Below are 20,918 nucleotides of genomic sequence, written 5' to 3' on the forward strand. Positions count from 1 at the left end.
TCCACCATCGGCGTCGCCCAGGTACCTGTGGTGGAAGTGAAAAGCGACTTCCACCCTACGAGAAGTGAGTGACATGCAGCTCAAGTACAAGATCGTGACGCTCAGTGTCCTGCCGCTCATCGTGTCGGTACTGTTCATCTGCGTCCTGGTGTTCGCCCAGAGCCAGAAGCTGGAGGAAGAGCAGGCCAAGCTGGTGGAGAGCAGCATCATGGCGGCCAAGAAGGCCGAGCTGAAGAATTACCTGGAGCTGGCCCTGAGCCTGATCGCGCCCCTGTATGAGAGCGGCCGCGACGACGAGGAGGCGCGGCAGCAGGCGCTGCGCATGCTGGCGCGGGCGAGTTTCGGGCTGGACGGCTATTTCTTTGTCTACGACCGGCATGGCAAGAACCTGATGCATCCCCGTCAGGCGAACCTGGTGGGCAAGGAACTCATCGGCATGAAGGACAAGAACGGCCTGCCGGTGATCCAGGCGCTGCTCGACAGTGCCGAGCGCGGCGATGGCTACCAGCTCTACGCCTGGGAAAAGCCCTCCACCCGCCAGGTGACTGAGAAGCTTTCCTATGTGGTGATGCTCGACCGCTGGGGCTGGATGCTGGGCACCGGCATCTACATCGACGACGTGGAAGTGGCCACGCTCAAATCACGCCAGGAAGTGGCCACGGGGGTGCTGACGACGGTGCTGGCCATCGCTTCGTTCTCGCTGATCGCGATACTTGTGGTGTTCACCGGCGGCCTGATGCTGAACTTCACCGAGCACCGCTTGGCCGACCGCAAGCTGTCGGCCCTCAACCAGCGCATCGTCCACCTGCAGGAAGAGGAGCGCTCACGGGTATCCCGTGAGTTGCACGACGGTATCAGCCAGCAACTGGTGTCGATCAAGTTCCAGTTCGAGCTGGCCGGCCTGGAGTTGGAGAACGGGCGGGAGAGGGGACTGGAGAACCTGCGTGCGGGCACGGCGCGCCTCGGCGAGGCCATCGGCGAGATCCGCCGCATCTCCCACGACCTGCGGCCGTCATTGCTGGATACCCTCGGCCTGTCGCCGGCCATCGACCAACTGATTCACGAATTCGAGCAGCGCACCGGCATTCGTACCCAGTACGAGCGCGGCCTTGACGATGCCAGCCTCGGCATGGACGTCCGCGTCACGCTGTTCCGCATCATCCAGGAAGCCCTGGGCAACATCGAGCGCCACTCCAGGGCCAGCGCCGCTATAATCTCGCTCGCCGCCAGCCAGGGCGCCATCGTCCTGCGGGTCGAAGACAACGGCGTGGGATTCGACACCGGGCTGGTGGACAGGAGTCACGGTATTGGCCTGAGGAACATCAGGGAACGGGTCGATCATCATCGCGGGACATTCACCATCTCCTCTTCTCACGGCCGAACGGAGCTTCAGGTCGAGATACCCGTGCAGAGAGCTTGATCGGCTCGACTTCCAAGCGAACCAAGAGGCCGTCATGAGCTTTCCCAACCCCATCAGAATCGCCCTGATCGACGACCACGTGCTGGTCCGCGATGGCGTGAAATCCCTGCTCTCGGCAATGCCGCACTTCGAGGTGGTGGCCCAGGCCGAGTCCGGTGCCGAGGCGCTGGAGCTGGTGGCCAACACCGAGCTGGACCTGCTGCTGGTGGACGTCGGCCTGAAGGACATGAACGGCCTGGAGCTGACCCGCAGGCTGTGCAGCCTGTATCCGGGCATCAAGATCCTGATCCTCAGCATGTACGACAATCAGGAGTACGTGCGCACCTCCATCAACGCTGGTGCCTTCGGCTATGTGCTGAAGAATGCTCCCTCCACCGAGCTGATTGCCGCCATCGAGGCCATCGTCGCCGGCGGCAGCTTCTACAGCCCGGAAATCGCCCGCAAGCTGGCCACCAACGTCCGCGACGAGAACGAACTGACCCCGCGGGAGTTGCAGGTCTTGTCGATGCTCGCCAAGGGGTTGAACAACAAGGAAGTAGCGCGCGAGCTGGATATCAGCGTGCGCACAGTGGAAACCTACCGCCTCAGCATTCGCCGCAAGCTGAACATCGATACCCCTGCGGCGCTGGTCAAGTACGCCCTGGAGCATGGGCTTATCTCGATCTGAGGAAGCCGCAGGTTGGCGCCTCGCGCTGCGAGGCCCAGCGCAGCGATGCCGAGCCTGGAGCGTTGGGCTTCGTTCCTCTGCCCAACCTACGGCAGGACCGGTCTAGAACAGCGCCATCTGCTTGTCGATCAGTGACGCGAAATCATCCCCCACGAAGGGCAGGATGGCGTCCGCAATGGGTTGCAGCTGTCGGGTCAGATAGTGGTCGTAGTCGATGGCCGAGCGGCGCGTCTCCAACGGTTCGGGGCCGTTGACCGTGATCAGGTAACTGATCCAGCCGCCGTTCTGGTACTGGCGCGGGCGGCCCAGGCTGTCGTTGAAGTCGTCGGCCATGCGCGCTGCGCGGACGTGGGGCGGTACGTTGCGGGTGTAGTCGTTGAGTTGGCGGCGCAAGCGCTTGCGATAGACCAGCTGCTCGTCCAGCTCACCGGCCAGGGTCCGTTGAACGTAGTCGCGCACGTAATCCCTATACGACTGACGGTTGAAGATGCGCTGGTAGAGCTCCTGCTGGAACTGCTGGGCCAGTGGCGACCAATCGGTGCGAACTGTTTCCAGGCCCTTGAAGACCATTTCCTGGCTGCCGTCGGCACGCTTCACCAGGCCGGCGTAGCGCTTCTTGCTGCCTTCCTCTGCGCCACGGATGGTGGGCATCAGGAAGCGCTGGTAGTGGGTTTCGAACTGTAGCTCCAGGGCGCTCTCCAGTCCGTACTCCTGTTGCAGGTGCTCGCGCCACCATTGGTTGACCTGCTGTACCAGGCTGCGGCCGATGTGCGCGGCTTCGCTTTCCTCGTGGAGACGCTTGAGCCAGACGAAGGTGGAGTCGGTATCGCCATAGATCACGCTGTAGCCCTGGGCTTCGATCAGCTCGCGGGTGCGACGCATGATCTCGTGGCCACGCATGGTGATAGAGGACGCCAGGCGCGGATCGAAGAATCGGCAGCCACTGGACCCGAGCACACCGTAGAAGGCATTCATGATGATCTTCAGCGCCTGGGACAGCGCCTTGTTGCCGTCGCGCTTGGCCTCATCGCGGCTCTGCCAGACTCTCGCCACGATGGCGGGCAGGCTGTGCCGCGTGCGGGAGAAGCGTCCCCCGCGAAAGCCGGGAACGGAGTGCTCGTCATCCGGTTGCCTGAGGCCCTCTATCAGGCCCACCGGGTCGATCAGGAAGCTGCGGATGATCGACGGGTAGAGGCTCTTGTAGTCCAGCACCAGGACCGACTCGTAGAGACCGGGTCGCGAGTTCATCACGAAACCGCCCGGGCTCGCTTCGGGTTTCTTCTCGCCAAGATTGGGTGCGACGAAGCCCTGGCGATGCATCAGCGGCATGTAGAGGTGGGTGAAAGCCGCTACCGATCCGCCGCTGCGGTCGGTGGCCAGGCCCGTGACCGTGGCCCGCTCCAGGAGGAAGTGGAGCAGTTCGGTTTTCTCGAAGATGCGGGTGACCAGCTCGCAATCCTTGAGGTTGTAGCGCGCCAGGGCGGGTTTGTCCTCGGCGAACATGCGGTTGATCTCGTCCATGCGCTGGTAGGGCGTGTCGATCGCCTTGCCTTCGCCAAGCAGTGCCTGGGCCACACTTTCCAGGCTGAAGGAGGGGAAACTCCAGGTTGCTGAGCGCAGGGCTTCGATGCCATCGATGATCAGCCGTCCGGTGGCCTCGGCGAAGAAGTGGTTGTTGCCGCTGCCGTGCTCGCGCCAGCCCATGGGATCGCCGCCTCGTCCCAGGAGCAGCGGTACCTTGAGTTTCTCGGCGTGGGCCTGCAGCACGCGCAGGTCGAACTGCACCAGGTTCCAGCCGATGATTGCATCCGGGTCGTGTTCAGCGAGCCATTGGTTCAGCGCCTCCAGCAGCGCGGCGCGGCTGTCCCGGTAGTCGAGCTGGAAGTCGACCTCGCTGGCATCGCCATTGGCCGGGCCGAGCATGTACACCTGGCGTTGGCCGCAGCCTTCCAGGGCGATGGAATAGAGTTCGCCGCGCTCGGTCGTCTCGATATCCAGCGACACCAGCCTGAGCTTCGGGCGGTAGTCGGGCTCTGGTTTGAGCTGGGCATCCAGCAGCACGCCGTTGGCGTCCGGGGTGCCGCCAAAGCGCACGGGCGCGGTAATGAAGCGCTCCATCAGGTAGCGTTCCGGCGGGCGGATATCCGCTTCGAAGACATCCACGCCGGCCTTGCGCAGGGCCTTGTCCAGGCGCATCAACTGGCGATGCTGGTTGCAGTAGAGCCCTAGCACCGGCCGATGCTGGAAGTCGCAGAGGGCAAGGTCGCGCAGCTCCACGTCGCGCTCGCCGGCCAATACCGATTCGGCACGCTCGCGTTGCACGGCGGGAATGAACGCAACGGAGGTCTGAACCGGCAGGCGCACCTGTCGCGGGCCAGCATCGGTGGCCAGCCAGAATTCGACTTCCGTGCCCTCCGGCGTGTCCCGCCAGTGCCGGGTCAGGACGAACCCTTGCTGTAATTCCACCACCGCTACCTCGGAACCTTTCTTCACCGCGGGATTCTACTCGTCATCGTTCCGGCGCGCGCGCCGGGCGAGGCGCGGCTGATAATTTCTGTTCGACATGAAGAAATTTAGCTAAGCCATTGAATTGACAGCATACGCCCTGTCTGAAGAACCTGATTTTTCCTGGCCAGAGAGGGGGCTTTTCTTTATGCTCCCCGGCCTTTTTCACCCGTCCGGGAGACGACCCCATGCTGGACAATACCCTCGTACAACTCGAACAGCTCGTGACCGAACTGCTTCAGCAGAACCAGGCCATCGCCGACGATAACGCACGTATTCGCGCCGAGCTGCGCAAGGCCCGCGAAGAAAACGACAGCCTGCAACTGTCGATGATGGAGCAGGAAGAGAAGAGCAACGCCGCCGCCGAACGCCTGCAGGCCCTGGTCCGCCGCGTCAGCGAGAGCCGCGCCAGCGCATGAGTACCGACAGCGTCCGCGTGCTGCGCATCCTGGGGCGCGAGTACAACATCAAGGCGCCGGCCGGCGAAGAGCAGGTGCTGCAGGACGCGGCAGCAATGCTGCAGGCGGAGATCGCCTCCAACAAAAAGAAATTCCCCTACGTCACCGCCAATGAACTGGTGGTGCTTTCTGCGCTCAACCTTTGCGCACGCCAGCTGAACGCCGCCGACACCCCCCACGATGCGGCGGACGTCAGTCAGCGCCTGGCCAGGCTGAACCGGCGAATTCGCGCGCAGCTGGACAGCGTCGGTTCCTGAGTTGTTCGCAGGTGCCACTTATCCTGCTAGGTCGTAGTGGGAGCGATTTCAATCGCGAATGAATTCGCTCCTACAAGGTAAACGCTCCACGAGGAACTAAGAGCGAACCTGCGGTCCGCTTGGCGATGGAAATCGCCCCCACAAGTGCTGTGCCGGGGATTGGCCATTTTGTGGGGACGAATTCATTGGCGAAAGGACGGCCAAGCCGTCCCCTCGGCACGGGGTCAACCGATGACGCGGAAAATATCGGCGCGGTTGATCTCGGTGCGGCCATCTTCGTACCACACCGGAATCGCTTCCTTGAGCAGTTCCTTGTCGCCATCGAGCTTGAACGGCTGGGTGTAGCGTTTCTTGCGATAGGCGTAGATGTAATAGGTGCCTTCGCGATAGAGGATGCGGTCGAAGGTGTAGAAGCCGATGTGCGACCCGTTGCAACGGGCAGTCAGCACAACGTCGCCTTCCTCGTAGGGCAGGGCGCCCTCGGCGCACTCGTAGGTGAAGAACTCGCGGACATCGTCCCAGGCCACGCCATCACTGCTGGATTTCAGGTGATCGCGGGCTTCGTCTTCGGACTGCTTCGAATGGTCGCTGTACCAGATGAACAACGGGATGCTCTGGTTGGTGTCATCGCCCAGCCAGCCTTCGCTGTCCAGGTATTCGGCGGTACGCGCCAGACCCGCCTGCATACGGCGATGGTTCTGCTTGTAAACGTCCAGCGCATCTTCAAAGGCCTGGGCGTGGTTGCAGGCCATTACGCCTTCGATGCCCTTGATCGCCTGGACGCGTGCCAGGTAGGCGTCGTACAGGGCGGCGTCGGTGATGACGGTGCAGGTATCGCGCACAAGGCTGACGCCGACCTGGGTGAGGTTGGCGCTGCCGACGATGACGACATCCGGCTCGATCAGGTAGAGCTTCCAGTTCACGCTCGCCTGGTAGCGGAAGTCCACCGTCAGGGCCAGATCAGGATTGGACTCGTTGAGGCAGTGTTCGATGAAATCGGGGGCGGTCAGCGAGTTGATGGTGCCAACCAGAATATCCAGCTGGTTGCCATTCTCGATCAATTGGTCGATCAGGGGCTCAGTGCCGCTGGCGAAGGCAGAAACTATCGTGATCTTCTTTCCGCTCAGTTCGCCCAGATAGGTTTCAAGGCTGTCTTCGTAATCCAGAATTTCCATACAGTCTCCAGCGACATCTGTTTCAGCAATTCAGCCATTTTCGCACAGGCAATGCCATAAACCAGAGTCCGAAATGCTTCGCGGACCCGCTGATCGTCTCGGACGCACGTTGAGTCGTCCAAAACACCAGGCAAGAAGCTGCGGATGCTGGAGTTCCTGGTCTCAACCGTTGCTTTCGGCGAACTCGCGCAGGGCGTCGCCGTCCAGGCGATAGCGCACCCATTCGTTCTGGGGCCGGGCGCCGATGGAGTTGTAGAAGTCGATGGCGGGTTGGTTCCAGTCCAGCACGCTCCATTCCAGGCGACCGCAGTCGTTGGCGCGGGCTTCGCGGGCGATTTCCCGCAGCAAACGGCGGCCTGCGCCAATGCCGCGCTGATCTGGCGTGATGTAGAGATCTTCCAGGTAGATGCCATTGCGGCCTAGCCAGGTGGAGTAGCTGTAGAAGTACACGGCATAGCCGATCGGCTGGCCGTCTTTCAGGCACATCAGCGCGCGGGACGGCGCGTTGTCGGCGAACAGGGTGCGGCGGATGTCTTCGACATTGGCGATGACCTCGTTGCCGGCCCGTTCGTAAACCGCCAGTTCGATGATGAAATCCAGGATCTGTTGGGCGTCTTCAGGCCTGGCGGGGCGGATTTCGATGGTCACGGGGAGTCTCCACGGGTAAGTGATGCCGCCATGCTAGAGCCTTTGATAGAGTGCATGAAGTGCATTTGTATCATTGGAAAGTGAACATCATGCATTCCGCTCTGCGCCGTCTCGACCTCAACCTGCTCCTGGCCTTCGACGCCCTCTATCGCCATCGCAGCGTCACCTCCGCCGCCGCCGAGCTGGCCATCAGTGCTTCGGCCTTCAGCCATGCCCTGGGCCGGTTGCGCGAGGCGCTGAACGACGAGCTGTTCATTCGCCAGGGCAACCGCATGCACCCGACTCACCGCGCCGAGCTGCTGGCGGAATCCGTGAGCGGCGCCCTGAAGACCCTCGCCGAGGGGCTGGGACAGTGGGAACCCTTCGACCCGGCCAGCAGCCAACGCACGTTCACGTTCGCCGCCACCGACTACACCGCTTTCGCCTTGCTGCCCTCCTTGATGCAGCGTTTGCAGGTGGTCGCACCGGGAATACGTGTGCGCCTGGTGCAGTCCGAGCGCAAGGTGTCCATCGAAGACCTGGCCAGCGGCCGCATCGATTTCGCCCTCGGCTACAGCGAAGGGCGGGATCAGTTGCCTGGCGGGGTGGAAGTGCTGGACTGGCTGAGCGACCGCTACCTGGTCATCGCCCGGCGCGCCCACCCACGGGTGCGCGGCACCCTCGATGTCGCTGGCTACCTGGCGGAGCGCCACGTCGTGGTAACGCCCTGGAACGAATCCAGCGGCGCTATCGACCATGTTCTGGAGGGGATGGGGTTGCAGCGAGAAGTGGCGGTGCAACTGCCTACCGTGATGGCAGCGCCGTTCATCGTCGGCAGCACCGACCTGCTCATGACAGTGCCCGGCCATGCCGCGCGTACGCTGCAGCAGGTGGCCGGTGTCGAACTCTTTCCGGCGCCTTTCGAGATCCCGCCCTATGCGCTGCGGCTCTACAGCCACGCCAAGTACGCGCGCAGTGATGCCCACGCCTGGATGCTGGAGCAGTTGCGCTCTCTGAGGGTCCGCTAATCTTGCCCTAAGACCCGGCCTGTGGAGGGCGAGGGCGTGATTGTGTTGGCGAGTGTGTTTCTTGCCCTGCTGATGGGCTTTGCCGTGCAGCGTGGTGGCACCTGTATGGTGGCCGCACTGGAAGACGTGGTGAACAAGCGTCGATGGGCACGCTTTCGCGCGTTGCTGGAAACCTCTCTCTGGGTGCTGGGTGGATTCGTCCTGCTGCGGGCCTTCGATGTCCTGCCGATGGTTCCCATGGGCCGTGCATTGCACTGGCATGCGGCATTGGGCGGCGCGTTACTGGGAGTCGGTGCGTTCATCAATGGGGGCTGCGCCTTTGGTGTAGTGGCGCGGATCGGCTCCGGGCAATGGGCCTGGCTGGCAACGCCGCTGGGCTTTCTTGCCGGCTTTGCCCTGGCCGGCCGTATTGTCGGCATGACCGCCGCCATGCCAGTGGCGATTCCCGACTGGCTGGAGCAGGTGCCCATTGGCCTGGTCCCGATGATCATTGCGGCGTTGGTGGCGCGCCTGGGCTGGTTGGCCTGGAACCGGCACAACGGCGCAGTTCAAGCAACGATCTGGTCTCCGCACCACGCCACCATCGTTCTCGGCGTGGCCTTCCTCCTGCTTTTCGTTTGCGTCGGCGCCTGGGCCTACACGGACATCCTTGCCGAGATGGCCACCGGTCGGTTCATGGAGCTGGGCCTGCGCGGTTTGCTGTTGCCGGCGATGTTCATTGGCGCGTTGCTGGGTGGCTGGAGCGCCGGGCTCTGGGAGCACCGCTGGCCGACACCCCTGGCCTTGCTGAAATGCTTCGGGGGCGGGGTATTGATGGGGTTCGGCGCTACCCTGGTGCCGGGCGGCAATGACAGCCTGATCCTGTTCGGCATGCCGCTTCTGTGGCCGAACGCCTGGCTGGCGTTCGCCTGCATGTGCGTGGTGGTGGTGCTGACGCTGTGGCTGGCGAGGCTGGGAGGAGGGCGACAGCGGTGAACAGGGCGGATCGGCGCACCCTACGAGAGCAAGATCAGCCTCGAGCCGTTCACCAGACATGAAAAAGCCCGGCAATTGCCGGGCTTTTTCATTCAACGGGTGCGGTCTCAGGCAGCGTGATCGAACGCCTTGCCCTTGGCCTTGCGTTCCACCTGCTTGCGGCAGGCTTCACCAAAGGCTTCGAAGATCTTCACCGAGTCGGGGTTCTTCGCGGCCTGCCATTCCGGGTGCCATTGCACCGCGAAGAGGAAGGGCGAAAGGTTTGGTGCGTGAATGGCTTCCACCAGTCCGTCTTCAGCGCGGGCGATGGCCTCGATGCCCTTGCCGAGGGTTTTCAGGCCCTGGCCGTGCAGCGAGTTCACCTGAATGGTGTCGGTACCCAGGACCTTGTGCAGCCAGCTGTTCTGAACCACACGCACGCTGTGCGCCGGGGCGTACTGGACGTCCACCGGATCTTCAGTGTTTTCGCGGTGGTCGTTGAAGCCGGGCTCGGCATAGACCTTCTGGTACATGTCGCCGCCCAGGGCGACGTTGATTTCCTGCATGCCACGGCAGATGCCGAAGATCGGCAGGCCGCGCTCGATGGCAGCACGAACCAGGGGCAGGTCGAAGAGGTCGCGATCCTTGTCCTGACCTTTCTCCGGCGTCAGGTTCTCCTGGCCGTAGAGGGTCGGGTCGATGTTGCTGCCGGCACCGGTGAGGTAAACGCCGTCAGCCATATCGAGGTACTGCTGGAGGTCTTCGGTGCCGCAGCAGGTGGGCACGAGGACCGGTACACATTCGGAGATTTCTACCAGCGGGACGATGTACTTGTGGGTCATCACCTGGTAGTCGTGGCCCTTGCGTTCCTGGGCGCCCATGGACATCAGGACGACCGGTTTACGAGTGGTCTGTTTCTTATTGCCAATGTTGCTGTTGGACATATTTCACCTTGGGACAGGCTCAGCCTATCGTTGCTGTGCAGGCGCGCCAGTCAGTTCCAGCGCTACCTGAGATCTCGAGCACTGCCGGCAATCGGCGGGCGATTTCCGGTCGAGACCTGCTATATAGCCTGCCAGAGCCGTTTAATATGTCAAACGAAGCCGACGAAAAACGTAAAAAATAATGGCCGATTTTTATCGGTTTTTAATTGTTAACTGATTGATATTTATAGATATTTTCTAGCAGATAAAAATATTTTCTGGTTCAGCATCTAAAACGAGTGTTCAGAATGCTGGACCATTGCGCCCGACATGGGAGCCTCGTCCTAGAGGGTCGTCGCCTTGCCCTGGCTATCCAGCTCGAACACCTTGTTGCGCATCAGCCGCTCCCTTAACCAACGCTTGGCTTTGCCCCGGCCTTGCCGACGCGGCCAGATCAGGTCCACGCCCACCAGCCAGTCCGTATGGGGATAGGCCACGAGATCCAGCTCCATCAGATCACCGACGGCCAGCTCCCGATGGATCAGTTGGCGGGGCAGGGTGGCCCAGCCGAGGCCGGCGCGCACCATCTCCAACAGCGCCATATAGCTTTCTGCCTGCCATAACTGGGTGGAACGCAGGTATTCACTGCTGGGCAGTTTGTTGGCGTGGGCACTGAAAGCCAGTCGCCTATGGGCGTGCAGGTCGGCAAAGCTGACCTGGGCCAGCTGCGCCAGCGGATGTGAAGGGTGGGTGACGTGCACCATGATCAGCTTGCCCAACTGCTGGAACTCCAACTCCCGTGGGTATTCAGGTTGGGAGAAGGCGATGCCCATCTCGACTTCGCCCTTCTGCACCATGCCTGCCACATCGCCATACACCGGGTGGCGGACGACCAGGTCGACATAGGGAAAAACCTGCTCGAAGTCGCGCAGTACCGGCATCACGGTGTTGTAGGGCACCTCGATGGCCAGCGTCAGGCTCGGCTCGGTCTCCACTGTCAGACTGTCGGCATGGCCTTCCAGAGCCAGGCAACGCTCCAGTACAGCCTCGGCCTCCAGCAGAAGCTTCTGACCGGCAGCGGTCAGTGCGGGAATGCGCGTGGACCGGTCGAACAGCTCCACGCCCAGGTCGGTTTCCAGGTTGGCGATGGCGGCACTGACCGTCGACTGCGTGCGCCCCAGCCGGCGCGCCGCCGCGGAGAAGGAGCCCGCCTGGGCAACGGTGACCAGCACCTGCAACTGATCCAGTGAAAAACGCATGGCGAACTTCCATTGATCCATCGATAGAAACGATGGTTATTCATTTGTTCCATCGTCAGCAAGCAGGGAATATGCCCCGCAGCCAGCACTGCCTCCTCGAATCGCTGGGCAACCCACACCCAAGAACAAGAACACGTTGCTTTGCAGGAGTACCTCCATGAACCATCCGCACCCGGTGGACCAGCTGCTTCCCGTTCGCCAACTCGTTACTTACGGCCTGCAACATGTGCTGGTGCTATATGCCGGCGCCGTGGCCGTGCCTCTGATCCTCGGCAGCGCACTGGGGCTTTCCAGCGCCGAAGTGGTGTTGCTGATCAACGCCAACCTGCTCACTTCGGGCATTGCCACCCTGATCCAGACCCTCGGTTTCTGGCGCTTCGGCGCGCGCCTGCCGCTGGTGCAGGCCTGCTCCTTCATCGCGCTTGCGCCGATGATCATGATCGGCAAGTCCTACGGACTGACCCAGGTGTTCGGTGCGGTGATCGCCGCAGGGGTCATTACCATTGCCCTGGCACCCGTGTTCAGTCGTCTGCTGAGGTTCTTCCCGCCGGTGGTGATCGGCAGCCTGATCACCATCATCGGTATTTCGCTGATGCCGGCGGCGGCCATCTGGCTGGGGGGCGGCAACCCCGGCGCGGAGGATTTCGGCAAGCCCGCCAACTTGCTGCTCGGTCTTGCCACGGTCGCCGTCACCCTGGTGATTCATGCGCGATTCTCGGGCTTCGTCGGCAATCTCAGCGTATTGATCGGGTTGTTCGCCGGTAGTTTGATTGCCGCTGCCTTCGGTATGACCGACTTCGGCCGGGTAGGGGAGGCGGCCTGGTTCGAACTGTCCATGCCGATGGCCTTCGGTGCGCCGGAATTCTCCCTGACGCCCATTCTGATCATGACCCTGGCGATGCTGGTGATCATGGCCGAGACCACTGGTAACTGCCTGGCCATCGGCAAACTCACCGGCCGCACCATCACCCAGCGCACCTTGGGCGACGCGTTCCGCGCAGACGGCCTGTCCACGATGATCGGTGGACTGTTCAACAGTTTTCCCTACAACGCCTTCACCCAGAACACCGGCCTTATCGCCCTTTCCAACATCAAGAGTCGCTTCGTGGTGGCTGCCGCGGGTGGACTGATGATCCTCATGGGGCTGTTTCCCAAGCTCGGCGCGCTGATCGCCGCCGTGCCCACGCCAGTGCTCGGCGGCTGCGCCATCGTGATGTTCGGCATGACCACGGTGGCTGGCATACAGGAGCTGTCGCGAGTGCGCTTCGAGGGTACCCGCAATGCCCTGGTGGTAGCAGTGTCGGTGAGCGTCGGCGTGCTGCCCATGTCCTTTCCGGCCCTCTTCGAACACTTCCACGGCGCGCTGCGCCTGGTGCTGGAGAGCGGCATCTTCCTCGGCGCACTGAGCGCCATCGTCCTCAACCTCCTGCTGAACCGGGAGGCGTCCGCCAGCCAGGGCGAAACCGCCAAGCTGGCCGACTGATTCGCGCATTCGCGCCTTTACTGCCAAGGAGCCATCCATGACTTTCAGCAACCTCGTTCCCGCCGGCGTCAACGAACTCGATCTGGAACTGCTGCGCCTGTCCATCCGCCTGTCCGAGGAGTCCCGCGAACGCGGCCGGCATCCGTTCGCCGCAGTTGTGGCCGATCGCAGCGGCAGGGTCATCGCCCAGGCCGGAAACAACTCCATGCCGCCGGAAGGCGACCCGACCCAGCACGCCGAACTGGCTGCGGCCGCCCAAGCCGCCAAGGTGTTGAGCCCTGATGAGCTGGCCCATTGCACGCTCTACACCAGCGCCGAACCTTGCTGCATGTGTGCTGGCGCGGTGTACTGGACTGGCATCGGGCGCGTGGTCTACGCATTGTCGGAACACGCGCTGCTGGGCCTGACCGGCGCCCATCCGGAGAACCCCACCTTCTCCCTGCCGTGTCGTGAGGTGTTCGCGCGCGGTCAGCGCGAAGTCGCAGTGCTGGGACCGATGCTGGAGACCGAAGCCGCTGCCGCTCATGAGGGGTTCTGGACGTGAGTGGTGGCATCTCCATCCATGTGGTGGATGTCGCCAGCGGCTCCGTGGCCCAGGGGCTTGCCCTGCGCCTGGAGCGGCTGGAGGGAGATGTGCGCGAGCTGATCTGCTCCGGCCGTATCGGCGTCAATGGTCTGCTGGACGAACTGGCTGGACTTACCGATCGCTGCCGTCCCGGTGTCTATGAAGTCCGTTTGCAAGTGGCGGACTTCTACCGGGCGCGTGGGGTGCAGCTGCCTGAGCCGCCGTTCCTCGACGAAGTGGTTTACCGCTTCGGCACCGCCGATGCCGCGCAGCATTACCACCTGCCATTCAAGCTCACCGGCTGGGGGCTTTCCTGCTTCCGTGGCGGGGCCTGAACGCTGCGCCTTTCGCAGGTTGAGTCGGGCGGCGTTCCGCGAGCGAAGCGAAACCCAACGAGTCACTGGCCCGGCCCATGTTGGGCTTCGCTGCGCTCAGACCAACCTACGGCAGGACTGCGTCCTGCCTCGCGAATGAATTCGCTCCCATCAGCGCTGTCTTTCATGCCATGTTTTCCCGGCATTAATCGCAAGGCAGCCCCCTTCATGAGCAACTTCGTTCCTCGCATCGTCATCCTTGTAACGCTCCTGGCCCTGGCCGCCTGCGGCACGCAACGACCGGAGGAGCTGGTGCTGCGACCGGCCGAGGTGCGTGCCAAGGTCGTGAAGCTGATGCCGGCCAAGGTGCCGGACCGCCAGGGTTGGGCCGCCGATATCCAGGCCGCCTTCGCCGCCCAGGACATCGCCCCCAGCGACAGCAACCTTTGCGCGGTGCTGGCTGTCACCGAGCAGGAGTCCACCTACCAGGTGGACCCACAAGTGCCCGGGCTGGCGAAGATCGCCCGGCAGGAAATTCTGCGCCGCGCCGGTGGCCTGCACGTACCGGCCTTCGTGGTGAACTCCGCCCTAAAGCTCGACTCGCCTACGGGCAAGACCTACGACCAGCGCCTGTCGGCCGCGCGCACGGAAAAGGAGCTGAGCGCCATTTTCGATGACTTCATCGGCATGGTGCCCCTCGGCCGGCAGCTGTTCGGCAACTTCAACCCGGTGCACACCGGCGGCCCGATGCAGGTGAGCATTGCCTTCGCCGAGGCCAGCGCCAAGGACTACCCCTACCCGGTCAAGGGTTCCATTCGCCAGGAAGTGTTTACCCGTCGTGGTGGCATGTACTTCGGCATCGCCCACTTGCTGGGCTACCCGGCGCACTACCCGAAGCAGCTGTACCGCTTCGCCGACTTCAACGCTGGCTGGTACGCCAGCCGTAACGCTGCCTTCCAGAGCGCAGTGAGCCTGGCCTCAGGGATTGCACTGGCGCTGGACGGTGACCTGGTCATCCACGGCTCCAGCAAGGCCGGCTCCACTGAGCTCGCAGCACGCGCGCTGCAGCGGCAACTGGATCTCAGCGATTCGGCCATCCGCCGTGCGCTGCTCAAAGGCGACACCCTGGAGTTCGAGGAAACCGACCTGTACGAGCGGGTGTTCGCCCTGGCGGAGAAAGTCGAGCGGCGCAAATTGCCCCGCGAGGTGATGCCGGGCATCGACCTGAAGAGCCCGAAGATCACCCGCAAGCTCACCACCAAGTGGTTTGCCGAGCGGGTGGATGGGCGCTACCAGGGCTGCATGAAACGCGCGTCAGGGCTCTGAGCGTCAGGTCAGAGGAAGGCCTTGGAGTAGGTGCCGCGCTCCATGTCCTGCATCTGCACGCTGAGCTGCACATCCAGGCCGTCGGGCTTGCTGAAATTCTGCTCGATGGCTTCCAGCACGCCACGGGAGAGCGCCTGCTTGACGTTCTCCGGGCGACCGGAAAGCAGCCACAGCGTGGCATGCACGAAGCCTCGACCATCGCTGGTGGTGCCCACCAGGAAATGCTCGTGGCGTACGGCGCGGCTCTTGATGTCCGCTTCGGAGAAATGGCCGGTTTCGGCCAGGAAGCCATTGCAGGCTGCGAGGGTGGCGGCGGCATCGAAGCCGGGGAGGTTCGCGCTGTATTCGATGACGAGATGGGGCATGGGGCGTTCCTGTTCTTTAGGTTGATCGTGTCCCGCTCGCCTCAGGCGCCCGGCTGTGAAGCGCTTTCCGCCTCCAGGGCGTGCCACAGCAAAGGCACCGCGCCCACTGGGAGGCGTCCGCCCGGGCCCCGGAGAATGCCGAACACCTCTTTCCGCAGGTGCGCCAGGTCGGTGTGGATCAGCCGCGCGTAGCGAATCGCGCAGTGGCCCAGGTCGTTGGCTTCCAGTCCCTGGCGGGTGCGATTGAACAGGCACAGCTGCTTCAGGCGCAAGCGGGAAACCAGTGCTGGGAGGGCAGCGATCATGGGGGATGACTAAAGGTTATCGCGGGATCAGAAGCTCTCATTAGGCAGGCCTGCCGGGGATTCGTAAAGTCCCCGCCAACACCCAGCAATGAGAGTCATCGTCATGAGACTGATCCAGTTCGAGAGCACATCCGGCCAGCGCCATGTGGGCGTGATCGAGGGCGAGAGGGGGCGGTTGGTGCGCGGAGCCGCCACCACCCGCGCCCTGGCCCTGGCCGCCATCGCGGCGCGCTCCGGCCTGCAGGACGAAGTCCTGACTCGCGGCACCGAGCCCGGACCGAACTACCGCTTACTACTGGAATCCGCCGTTCGCGATGGCCACCTTCAACCCACCAGGTCAGGGAGACGAGCATGACCGTCATCACTGGTTTCAACTTCATCGCTGGCGGCCGCAGCGCCGCCGGCGCCGTCACCGTGCAGAGCTTCGATGCCACCAGCGGCGAAGCGCTGCCCCATGCCTTCCACCAGGCCACCGAAGCCGAGGTGGATGCCGCGGCGCGAGCTGCCGAGTCGGTCTATCCCGCTTTTCGCAGCCTGCCTGCCAGCCGCCGCGCCGAGTTCCTCGACGCCATTGCCGATGAACTGGACGCCCTGGGCGACGATTTCATCGCCACCGTGTGCCGCGAAACCGCGCTGCCAACCGGCCGCATCCAGGGCGAGCGCGGCCGCACCAGTGGCCAGATGCGCCTGTTCGCCACCGTGCTGCGCCGGGGCGATTTCTATGGCGCCCGCATCGACCGTGCGTTGCCGGAGCGCAAACCCCTGCCGCGCCCGGACCTGCGCCAGTACCGCATCGGTGTCGGCCCGGTTGCCGTGTTCGGCGCCAGTAACTTCCCCCTGGCCTTCTCCACGGCCGGTGGCGACACCGCCGCTGCCCTGGCCGCTGGTTGCCCGGTGGTGTTCAAGGCCCACAGCGGCCACATGGCAACTGCCGAATGGGTGGCCGATGCCATCGTTCGCGCGGCAGAGAAAACCGCCATGCCGGCGGGGGTGTTCAACATGATCTACGGCGGCGGAGTCGGCGAGTGGCTGGTCAAGCACCCGGCGATCCAGGCCGTGGGCTTCACGGGTTCTCTGCGCGGCGGTCGTGCCCTCTGCGACAAGGCAGCGGCGCGTCCGCAGCCGATCCCGGTGTTCGCCGAGATGAGCAGCATCAACCCGGTCCTGCTGTTGCCCGAAGCCCTCAAGGCCCGTGGTGAGCAGGGTCGCTTCGCCGAGATGAGCAGCATCCCGCGTCCTCGCTGTGCCGCACCCGAAGGCGCCGTGTGAGCAGGTCGCCGCCGAACTGGCCGCTTCCGTGGTGCTGGGGGCAGGGCAGTTCTGCACCAATCCTGGCCTGGTGATCGGCATCCGTTCGCCGGAGTTCAGTGCCTTCCTCGAACGTTTCGCCTCTCTCATGAGCGACCAACCGGCGCAGTCCCTGCTCAACGCTGGCGGCCTGAAGAGTTACTGCCATGGCCTGGAGAACCTTCACCAACACCCCGGCATCACTCACCTGGCGGGCAACCGGCAGGAAGGCAGCAAGGCCCAGGCCCAGCTGTTCAAGGCCAAGGCCAGCCTGCTGCTGGACGGGGATGAACTGCTTCAGGAGGAAGTATTCGGTCCTGCGACCGTGGTCGTCGAAGTGGCCGACAAGGCCGAACTCACCCGCGCCCTCCAGGGATTGCGCGGCCAGCTCACCGCCACCCTGATCGCCGAACCGACCGACCTCGCCGCCTTCGGTGAGCTTTCCAGCCTGCTGGAGCAGAAGGTCGGACGCTTGCTGCTCAACGGTTACCCGACCGGCGTGGAAGTCTGCGATGCCATGGTTCATGGTGGGCCGTACCCGGCCACCTCTGATGCACGCGGCACCTCGGTCGGAACCTTCGCCATCGACCGTTTCCTGCGTCCGGTGTGCTACCAGAATTACCCGGACGCGTTGCTGCCGGACGCGCTGAAGGACGCCAATCCGCTGGGCATTCAGCGGTTGGTTGACGGGCAGAGTACGCGCGACGCACTCCAGGGGTGACTCGTCGGGGCCACCACTGAATCTCCATCCGGTGCGACGCCCGAGGCACGCGCCGTGTGGGGGATGCCGGCTTCATTCCGGGGGCTGCTAGATTCAGGAAGGTCGGCGAAGGTCCGGAGATCATTCCACCATGACTGAAGAACAGCAGAAAAAACGGCTGGATGACGATATTTGCGTCCATATCTTTGCTGCATCGGCGGCGATGGTCGGCGTCTGCATTACCGTCATCGGCATCTTCCAGGTCGTGGTTGCACTCAAACGCGAGGACGCGGTCGGGGACGACCTGCTGGCAATCAACGCCATCCTCTACCTGACCACGGCAATCCTCTCCTACTGGGGCCTGCGAACGCGGAAGTTGAATCGCAATCACCTGCTGGAACAGGTGAGCGATGCCTTGTTCCTGATCGCCCTGGCCTTCACCACAGTGGTTGCCGGCCTGATTGCCTGGACCATTACCCTGGATTGAGTCGAACTTTTCGATTCAGTCGTCCGTCCCTGCGCGCGGCTTGGCTGCGGGGCTCGGGGTGTAGAACAGGAAACGCCTGGTCTGCGCAGTCTCGACGTACTCGTGGGCCCAATCCGGTGAAACGTCGCGGTCATGGAAGTACAGCGCGCCGCCGGTGCGGTCCTTCAGTTGGCCGTTGAGCGCCTTGCGCGCAATTTCCGTGGCCAGTTCGTAGCGATCTTCCTCCACCACTTCGTCGGGGCGGCCGTCGCACCACCAGGAAAACTGGCAGCTCTTGGTTTCCGAACCCTGCTTGACCACGGCGCAGACCGTATCGGGAAAGTCGTCGCTGGCCAGCCGGTTCATCACGACATTGGCGACCGCCTCCATTTCGTGCGGCGGCTCGCCCTTGGCTTCCCAGTAGATGGAGCGGGCGAGGCAGGTGATGGCGTCATCCAATGGCGCCTCGCCAGCCGGGTCAACCGCTTGTGCCTCGCTGGGGGTAATGGGGGCGGTCTTGCCGCTGGTTGGTGGTTCGTCCCTGGCTGCCTTATCTTCCAGAACTTCGGCTTTGTTCTCTGCCGCCTGGGCCTTCTGCTGAGTGTCTGTGGCTGATGCGTAACCCCCCAGGAGCAAGGCGGCTACGCAGAGTGACCCTGCTATCCAGCGCATGTTGGACCTCGCTGATGCCATGACATCGAAGCCGTCACGTGACAGCGAGGAACGGGACGGCAGTCGGCGAGTATGCGTCGCTGGGCAGACCCGCTTGAGGGATAGACTGCGCCCCCTGCTATTCATTCCAACTAAAGGCACTGGAGCCCACGGGCGGCGTGGCGTCTCGCTGTTTCACCCGTTTTGTTCAGGGTGCCTGGTGGTCAGTGTTCCATCACATAGGTGCCGGGCGCTGCGCAGAGTGGCGGGTACTTGCGCGAGCCGGCTTTCTTCGGTGCCGCAAGGCTCTCGCCCGAGCGTTGCTGGATCCACTCACGCCAATGGGACCACCAACTGCCCTGTTGCCGCTCGCCGGCGTTCTGCAACCAGGATTCCGGGTCGCTGAAACTGGCCGGCGCTGCATAGTAGAACGACTTCGGATTGCCCGGTGGGTTGACCAGGCTCTGCAGGTGCCCGGCATTGGACAGCACGTAGGTGGCGTCCTCGCCGAACAGGCGGGCCGTGCCGTAGCAGCCTTGCCACGGCGTGATGTGGTCGGTGGTGCCGCCGATCACGTAGGCACCGACCTTCACCTGGGTCATGTCGATGGATTCGCCGGCAATCGAAAGGGTTCCCGGATTGCTGTAGGGGTTCTGCTGGACCAGATCGAGGTAGTCCGCATGCAACTGTGCCGGCAAACGTGTGGTGTCGTTGTTCCAGGCGAGGATATCGAAGGCGGGCGGCTTGTTGCCCAGCAGGTAGTTGTTGACCCAGTAGTTCCAGATCAGGTCGTTGGGGCGCATCCAGGCGAACATACGCGCCATGTCCTGGCCGCTCAGCACGCCCTTGCGCTTCGAACTGGCCTTGGCGGCACGCAGCGCGGCCGGAGTCGCGAATAGCCCGAGGGTGGTGTCGTCCAGCGCGGACGGCATGTCGAGCACGCACACTGCCCAGCTGGTATTGGCCACCTTGTGGCCCTCACCACGGGCCGCGAGCCAGCCCAGGTAGGCCGCCAACGTGATTCCGCCGGAACAGGAGCCCCACATGTTCACGTCCGGGCTGCCGGTGATCTGGCGCGCCACATCCACCGCCTGATCGAGGCACAGGGCGTATTCGGACAGACCCCAGTCGCGGTGGTGCTCGCTGGTGGGGTTGCGCCAGCTGATGATGAACAGGTTCACGCCGCTGTCCTGGATCCACTTGATCAGGCTTTTTTCCGGAGCGAGGTCGATGGCGTAGTACTTGTTTATCTGCGGCGGTGACATCACCAGGGGCCGCGCATAGGCGCTCCCGGTAGTGGGCGCGAACTGCAGCAGCTCGAACATCTCGTTACGGAACACCACCTCACCCTTGGATGTGGCGATGTTCTCCCCGACCTTGAACGATGTGCTGTCGACCTGCGACGCGGCAGCCCACGCTTGCCCAGGATGTCCTGGGCGAAGTGCCGAATGCCCCTGGCCAGGCTCAGGCCGCCTGTATCCACCAGCTTGCGCAAGGCCGCGGGGTTGGTAAGCGGTGAGTTGCTGGGGGCAATCGCGTCGGCCAGCAGGGACGCGACGAATTGGGCCCGGCTCTTTTCCAGCGGCGGTAGATCAGTGGATTCGATGAAACGGTTGAACTCGCCCTGGCCAGCCAGGTAGCTCTGCAACAGGGCACGCAGGAAGACGTTGGATTGCCATGCCGGATCAGCGAAACGCTTGTCCTTGGGGTCGGGTGCAATGGTGGAAGTGCCGCCGACGATGGCGCGCAGTTCCTTCAGGTACCCGCCCAGATGGGCGCCGGCCTTCAGCGGCGACTGGCCGAGTGCCTTGAGCAGATAGCCGGCCGAGCCCGCCAGGTCCGCCGCACGCACGCTGACCAGCGGATTGCCTGCCAGGGTCTGGTTCGTCGCCGTGCCAATCAGTTCATGTTGCTGCGGGTTGCAGGGGGGGGCGGCGTCTTTGCGGGGGCGACGTGGTTTGGTTGCTGCGGGGCGTTGCCTGGCAGTAGCGGTCTTCGGCGTACGGGGGGATTGGCTCATGAAACTCTCATTTTTCTTGTTCGGAAACGGTGGACGGCAGCGACTCTAGGCCCCATGGGGCGCGGGAATCGTGCATCCCACGACAGGCGTTTTTCATTTCATGACAGGGGGCGGGCGGTCCGACGAGCGCGCGCCATTCCAAGGAGCGGAGGGCCGCGAATAG

General features: G+C 63.4%; 20 protein-coding genes and 3 pseudogenes. 13 read left to right on the top strand and 10 right to left on the bottom strand.

Annotated elements, in window-relative coordinates:
- The first annotated feature begins 73 nt into the window (after positions 1-73).
- Together D6Z43_RS04385 and D6Z43_RS04390 are read left to right on the top strand one after the other, a co-directional pair.
- Positions 74-1,420, top strand: a complete 1,347-nt coding sequence (locus D6Z43_RS04385; RefSeq protein WP_120650780.1) for a cache domain-containing protein — start codon at positions 74-76, stop codon at positions 1,418-1,420.
- A 34-nt stretch (positions 1,421-1,454) separates the two neighbouring features.
- Positions 1,455-2,087: a response regulator transcription factor gene (locus D6Z43_RS04390; protein ID WP_120650782.1), complete on the top strand. Its 633-nt coding sequence runs from the start codon at positions 1,455-1,457 to the stop codon at positions 2,085-2,087.
- 102 nt (positions 2,088-2,189) lie between these two features.
- Here D6Z43_RS04390 and D6Z43_RS04395 read toward each other — a convergent pair whose 3' ends face one another.
- Positions 2,190-4,553 carry a DNA polymerase II gene (locus D6Z43_RS04395; protein ID WP_120655181.1) on the bottom strand — a complete coding sequence of 788 codons (2,364 nt, stop codon included), beginning with the start codon at positions 4,551-4,553 and terminating at the stop codon, positions 2,190-2,192.
- A gap of 227 nt (positions 4,554-4,780) precedes the next feature.
- On the opposite strand from D6Z43_RS04395, the gene D6Z43_RS04400 reads away from it, so the two are divergent.
- Both D6Z43_RS04400 and D6Z43_RS04405 read left to right on the top strand, forming a co-directional pair.
- Entirely contained in the window at positions 4,781-5,011 is a 231-nt protein-coding gene (locus D6Z43_RS04400; protein ID WP_120650785.1) for a hypothetical protein, read from the top strand.
- Positions 5,008-5,307, top strand: coding sequence for a cell division protein ZapA (locus D6Z43_RS04405; RefSeq protein ID WP_120650786.1), 300 nt, complete (start codon positions 5,008-5,010; stop codon positions 5,305-5,307). The genes D6Z43_RS04400 and D6Z43_RS04405 overlap by 4 nt, the downstream gene beginning before the upstream one ends.
- A gap of 224 nt (positions 5,308-5,531) precedes the next feature.
- Here the strand turns inward: D6Z43_RS04405 and D6Z43_RS04410 are convergent, their stop codons facing one another.
- On the bottom strand, positions 5,532-6,482 hold the full coding sequence (locus tag D6Z43_RS04410; protein WP_120650787.1) for a phospholipase D family protein: 951 nt from the start codon (positions 6,480-6,482) through the stop codon (positions 5,532-5,534).
- 162 nt (positions 6,483-6,644) lie between these two features.
- Positions 6,645-7,130 (bottom strand): GNAT family N-acetyltransferase, encoded by a 486-nt coding sequence (locus tag D6Z43_RS04415; RefSeq protein WP_120650788.1) that lies wholly within the window; start codon positions 7,128-7,130, stop codon positions 6,645-6,647.
- 89 nt (positions 7,131-7,219) lie between these two features.
- On the opposite strand from D6Z43_RS04415, the gene D6Z43_RS04420 reads away from it, so the two are divergent.
- On the top strand, positions 7,220-8,137 hold the full coding sequence (locus D6Z43_RS04420) for a LysR family transcriptional regulator (RefSeq protein ID WP_120655182.1): 918 nt from the start codon (positions 7,220-7,222) through the stop codon (positions 8,135-8,137).
- A gap of 36 nt (positions 8,138-8,173) precedes the next feature.
- On the top strand, positions 8,174-9,112 hold the full coding sequence (locus tag D6Z43_RS04425; RefSeq protein ID WP_120650789.1) for a YeeE/YedE thiosulfate transporter family protein: 939 nt from the start codon (positions 8,174-8,176) through the stop codon (positions 9,110-9,112).
- A gap of 107 nt (positions 9,113-9,219) precedes the next feature.
- On the opposite strand, the gene D6Z43_RS04430 is transcribed toward D6Z43_RS04425, so the two are convergent.
- Positions 9,220-10,035: a gamma-glutamyl-gamma-aminobutyrate hydrolase family protein gene (locus D6Z43_RS04430; protein WP_120650790.1), complete on the bottom strand. Its 816-nt coding sequence runs from the start codon at positions 10,033-10,035 to the stop codon at positions 9,220-9,222.
- Between the two features lie 323 nt (positions 10,036-10,358).
- Positions 10,359-11,273, bottom strand: a complete 915-nt coding sequence (locus D6Z43_RS04435; protein ID WP_120655183.1) for a LysR family transcriptional regulator — start codon at positions 11,271-11,273, stop codon at positions 10,359-10,361.
- Between the two features lie 157 nt (positions 11,274-11,430).
- On the opposite strand from D6Z43_RS04435, the gene D6Z43_RS04440 reads away from it, so the two are divergent.
- From D6Z43_RS04440 to D6Z43_RS04455, 4 genes are all read left to right on the top strand, one after another.
- Positions 11,431-12,756: a nucleobase:cation symporter-2 family protein gene (locus D6Z43_RS04440; RefSeq protein ID WP_120650791.1), complete on the top strand. Its 1,326-nt coding sequence runs from the start codon at positions 11,431-11,433 to the stop codon at positions 12,754-12,756.
- Between the two features lie 37 nt (positions 12,757-12,793).
- Entirely contained in the window at positions 12,794-13,300 is a 507-nt protein-coding gene (locus D6Z43_RS04445) for a nucleoside deaminase (protein WP_120650792.1), read from the top strand.
- Positions 13,297-13,656, top strand: coding sequence for a hydroxyisourate hydrolase (locus tag D6Z43_RS04450; RefSeq protein WP_120650793.1), 360 nt, complete (start codon positions 13,297-13,299; stop codon positions 13,654-13,656). The genes D6Z43_RS04445 and D6Z43_RS04450 overlap by 4 nt, the downstream gene beginning before the upstream one ends.
- A 207-nt stretch (positions 13,657-13,863) precedes the next feature.
- Positions 13,864-14,961 carry a DUF1615 domain-containing protein gene (locus D6Z43_RS04455; RefSeq protein WP_162945800.1) on the top strand — a complete coding sequence of 366 codons (1,098 nt, stop codon included), beginning with the start codon at positions 13,864-13,866 and terminating at the stop codon, positions 14,959-14,961.
- 8 nt (positions 14,962-14,969) lie between these two features.
- On the opposite strand, the gene D6Z43_RS04460 is transcribed toward D6Z43_RS04455, so the two are convergent.
- Both D6Z43_RS04460 and D6Z43_RS04465 read right to left on the bottom strand, forming a co-directional pair.
- Positions 14,970-15,326 carry a 5-carboxymethyl-2-hydroxymuconate Delta-isomerase gene (locus D6Z43_RS04460; protein ID WP_120650795.1) on the bottom strand — a complete coding sequence of 119 codons (357 nt, stop codon included), beginning with the start codon at positions 15,324-15,326 and terminating at the stop codon, positions 14,970-14,972.
- A 50-nt stretch (positions 15,327-15,376) separates the two neighbouring features.
- Positions 15,377-15,631: pseudogene (locus D6Z43_RS04465) on the bottom strand (LysR family transcriptional regulator); the annotation flags it as partial.
- A gap of 103 nt (positions 15,632-15,734) precedes the next feature.
- Here D6Z43_RS04465 and D6Z43_RS04470 point away from each other — a divergent pair.
- The 3 genes and pseudogenes from D6Z43_RS04470 to D6Z43_RS04480 all read left to right on the top strand — a co-directional run bounded on the left by D6Z43_RS04470 (position 15,735) and on the right by D6Z43_RS04480 (position 18,105).
- Positions 15,735-15,986, top strand: a complete 252-nt coding sequence (locus D6Z43_RS04470; RefSeq protein ID WP_120650796.1) for a hypothetical protein — start codon at positions 15,735-15,737, stop codon at positions 15,984-15,986.
- Positions 15,983-17,639 (top strand): annotated as a pseudogene (locus D6Z43_RS04475) (aldehyde dehydrogenase (NADP(+))). Before D6Z43_RS04470 ends, D6Z43_RS04475 begins: the two are co-directional and overlap by 4 nt.
- Positions 17,640-17,769: 130 nt before the next feature.
- Entirely contained in the window at positions 17,770-18,105 is a 336-nt protein-coding gene (locus D6Z43_RS04480; RefSeq protein WP_120650797.1) for a hypothetical protein, read from the top strand.
- 15 nt (positions 18,106-18,120) lie between these two features.
- On the opposite strand, the gene D6Z43_RS04485 is transcribed toward D6Z43_RS04480, so the two are convergent.
- The 3 genes and pseudogenes from D6Z43_RS04485 to D6Z43_RS28675 form a co-directional block, all read right to left on the bottom strand.
- Positions 18,121-18,756: a cell wall hydrolase gene (locus tag D6Z43_RS04485; protein ID WP_120650798.1), complete on the bottom strand. Its 636-nt coding sequence runs from the start codon at positions 18,754-18,756 to the stop codon at positions 18,121-18,123.
- 203 nt (positions 18,757-18,959) lie between these two features.
- A complete protein-coding gene (locus D6Z43_RS28670; RefSeq protein WP_256661017.1) occupies positions 18,960-20,000 on the bottom strand; it encodes an alpha/beta fold hydrolase in 1,041 nt (346 codons plus the stop codon).
- Positions 19,989-20,755: pseudogene (locus tag D6Z43_RS28675) on the bottom strand (class II poly(R)-hydroxyalkanoic acid synthase); the annotation flags it as partial. The gene D6Z43_RS28670 and the pseudogene D6Z43_RS28675, both read right to left, overlap by 12 nt.
- Between the last annotated feature and the right edge of the window lie 163 nt (positions 20,756-20,918).

This window comes from Pseudomonas sp. DY-1, from assembly GCF_003626975.1.
Taxonomy (GTDB): domain Bacteria; phylum Pseudomonadota; class Gammaproteobacteria; order Pseudomonadales; family Pseudomonadaceae; genus Metapseudomonas.